3 protein-coding genes and 1 pseudogene are annotated in these 3,319 nt (G+C 52.6%); 3 read left to right on the forward strand and 1 reads right to left on the reverse strand.

The annotated features are described in order from the left end of the window. Both AQR02_RS34860 and AQR02_RS25185 read left to right on the forward strand, forming a co-directional pair. A partial coding sequence (locus AQR02_RS34860) for a hypothetical protein (protein ID WP_245237727.1) occupies window positions 1–207 on the forward strand: 207 nt, incomplete at its 5' end. Between the two features lie 245 nt (window positions 208–452). Continuing rightward, complete coding sequence (locus AQR02_RS25185; protein WP_054943137.1) at window positions 453–1,484, forward strand: ribonucleotide-diphosphate reductase subunit beta; 1,032 nt, start codon at window positions 453–455, stop codon at window positions 1,482–1,484. A gap of 462 nt (window positions 1,485–1,946) precedes the next feature. Here the strand turns inward: AQR02_RS25185 and ssuE are convergent, their stop codons facing one another. After that, window positions 1,947–2,501, reverse strand: coding sequence for an NADPH-dependent FMN reductase (ssuE, locus tag AQR02_RS25190; protein WP_054943138.1), 555 nt, complete (start codon window positions 2,499–2,501; stop codon window positions 1,947–1,949). A 425-nt stretch (window positions 2,502–2,926) separates the two neighbouring features. Between ssuE and AQR02_RS25195 the strand changes: the two are divergent. Further along, window positions 2,927–3,319 (forward strand): annotated as a pseudogene (locus AQR02_RS25195) (serine--tRNA ligase); the annotation flags it as partial.

Consider the following 3,319-nt stretch of genomic DNA (forward strand, 5'->3'; position numbering starts at 1 on the left):
GACCAGAACTGGTCCATCCGCATGGCTTCGGCCCGCCAGCGCCACGTCGATCAGGGACAGAGCTTCAACCTGTACGTGACGCCGGACATTAAGGCGACCGACTTCCTGCAGCTGCATCCGAACGCCTGGAAGGGCGGACTGAAGTCAACGTATTATGTGCGGAGCCGTGCCCTGACCATAGAAGAGTGTGAATCTTGCGCGAGCTAATTGTCTTAGTGCCTTGAACAGAAAAACGGTGATTTGTTCGTCACTGCGAGGAATGTTTGGGCTTCCGGTCGCTGTTGTCTGCAGATTTCTTTATTTGAACCGTTATTCACGGTTGAAATCCGCAGACAAAGGCGAACGCTGACGCTCCTACAGCTCCAAACTTCCTCTCCGTGACTCCATCACCGTTTTTATGGGCAAACCACCACAGAAAGATTAGCTCAGTCAAATTACAGGAGGGAACCTGAATGCAATTACAAAAGATTTTTAATACGGAAGCACCGAACCAATCGACCCGCATCATTGACGGGGAATGCTCGGGGATTCTGAACTGGAACGATATCCGCATGCCGCATATGTACAAGCTATACAAGGTACTGCTGCTTAACCACTGGATCGCTGACGAGATCCCGATGTCCAAGGATGCCCAGCAGTTCCCGCAGCTGGAAGCTGAAGAACAGCGTGTGTTCAAGATCAATATCTCGCTGCTGGCGGTGCTGGACTCGATGCAGACGATGTTCGTCGGCGACGTGAAGCGTTATTTTACCGACTCTTCGCTTGAAGCGATTTCGGCGATCATCGGACAGCAGGAGGTTGTACACAACCAGTCCTATTCCTATGTCCTCTCTTCGATTGTGTCTGACAGCGAGCAGAAGGAGATTTTTGAATACTGGAAGCATGATCCGGTGCTGCTGGAGCGTAACCAGTTCATCTCCGATATCTATCAAGAGTTCCGTGACGCGCCGTCGAAGGATACCTTTTTCCGCGCACTGGTGGCCGATCTCATCCTGGAAGGGATTTTCTTTTACAGCACATTCGCCTTCTTCTACAATCTGGCCCGTGACCAGAAAATGATGGCGACCAGCCAGATGATCTCCTACATCCAGCGTGACGAGAATCAGCATTGCTACTTCTTTGCGGAAGTGTTTAAGCAGCTGCTGGCCGATTTCCCTGAGCTGAACACGAAAGAGAACATGGACTACGTCTACCGTACCATTGACCGCGCTGTAGAGCTGGAAACCAACTGGGGACACTACACGCTGACCCACGTACGCGGCATCGACATGAACGNGCTGAGCGACTACATCAAATACATCGCTAATAAACGCCTGACCCTGATGGGCCTGGACAAAGCCTACCAGGGCGTAGACGTCAACTGCATGCCGTGGATCAAGCCTTTCTCGGATGAGGCGCTGAACGCGACTAAAACGGACTTCTTCGAAGCCAAATCGCGCAATTACGGCAAGGTCGGCGACGACAACGGATTTGACGATTTGTAAAAAAGAGCCGCTGCGCTGGCGCGAATATGCTGCGCTATAGCACAAGGTGAGGTGAAATCGTCTTCGTCTCATGGGAAAAGCGAATCTGTTGTATTTCGTGCAGCAGATTTGCCCAATTCCGGCTTGAATATGCGATCTGTTGCAGTTTTTGCAGCAGATTATTGGCAAATGGCCGTTTGGGGCATGTTCTGCTACTTTCTGTTGCACGAAGTGCAATCAAATCCAATTTCACCGCTCGAGGAAACGATTCTGCTGCACACATTGCAATAGAATCATAATCGGAGCAGCTCCAACTAATATATGGGCACGTGAAAAATCCCCGTACCGCCGGATTTCCGGCAGGTTGGGGATTTTGTCTGTTCTACTCACTCGTTGCTGGTTGCTGAGTTTGCTAATCAACGGATTTTTGGCAGTGTGTGGCTTTCAACTGTTATGTTCACACGTCGATAGTTGCTGGGGTAGCTACTCTCCGGCTTTGCGCGCCGCTTTATGCGCGGTTTCTTCCGCCAGCTCCTCCAGCACGCTGTTCAGGCGCAGCTTGAGCTCCTCAGCCAGTTCAACAACACCCTGATCGTTACGCACCGCCTGGGAGTCTACCGCATATACGCCGCCCAGGATATGACGTGCCCCGAGTACGGACAGCACCGGCTTCAGCGAGTAGTCAATTGCCAGCAGATGCGCGAGACTGCCGCCCATGAAGAGCGGAAGCACGATTTTGCCGGCGAGGCCTTTTTGCGGAACCAGATCAAGGAAGGTCTTCAGCACGCCTGTGTAAGAGGCCTTATACACCGGGCTAACCACGATTACCGCGTCCGCCTCAGCTACAAGCCCATTGGCTTTGACAATGGCTTCGCTCTCGAATTTGGTGTGAATCAGGTCCTCCGCCGGCAGCTCGGCTACATTAATCCGCTCCACTTCGAAACCGCGCCCGCGCAGATCCTCCTCTGCATATTCGATGACCGCGTTAATCCGTGATACCAGGGATGGCGTTCCGTTGATTACAACTATTTTGGCCACTTCTACACCTCTTCCGCTTCTGGTTATGAATAGAATATGCCATTTAATGCAGGCTTAATTACTTTAAATTAGTAATAATCCTATCAAAAAAGACGGATTATTGTCAAACTTGATCTACGCTGCTGGCAGATTCGGAGCCCTTGCATATGTCAGATTTCTGGGATATAATGATCGGCAAACCTACATCCCAATCAGGCCAATGACCGGCATCCAACCGTGAGGCGTCTGCGACCGGAGCAATGCTTTGTTCCCTAAGTTTACCGGGTTTCGCCCGTTACCGCGAAGACCAAAGAGGATCGGATTCCGCAGTGTAGCTGTATTTCTGGAGTTCGGTCAACCTGGGTGGCACCGCGAGCTGACGCTCCTCGTCCCATGGATGAGGGCGTTTTTTGTATTTTTTTAAGACAAAAAGGAGCGAATGCGGCATGCTGGACATGAACTGGATTAGGGAGAACGAAGAACTTGTGAGAAATACGGCGGTGTGGAAAAGAGTTGATTTCCCGCTGGATGAGCTGCTGGCGTGGGACAACAAGCGGCGTTTGCTGCGCCGCGAAACGGAACAGCACCGGGCAGAACGCAACGGGCTGACCAAAGAAGTAGAGCGGCTGCTGCGCCAGGGCGATGCTGCCGCCGGGGAGCAGGCTAAGGAACAGGTGAGGAAGCTGAACGTCCGGCTGACAACCCTGGAAGGTGATCTGGCAGAGGCCGACCGCCGCTGCGGGGAGCTTCTGCTGCTTGCGCCGAATCCCATATCGGCGGATACGCCAATCGGCAAGGACGACAGCGAGAACGTGGAGCTGCGGCGGACTGGAGCACTG

The sequence above is a fragment of the Paenibacillus ihuae genome, assembly GCF_001368795.1.
Lineage (GTDB): Bacteria > Bacillota > Bacilli > Paenibacillales > Paenibacillaceae > Paenibacillus_AQ > Paenibacillus_AQ ihuae.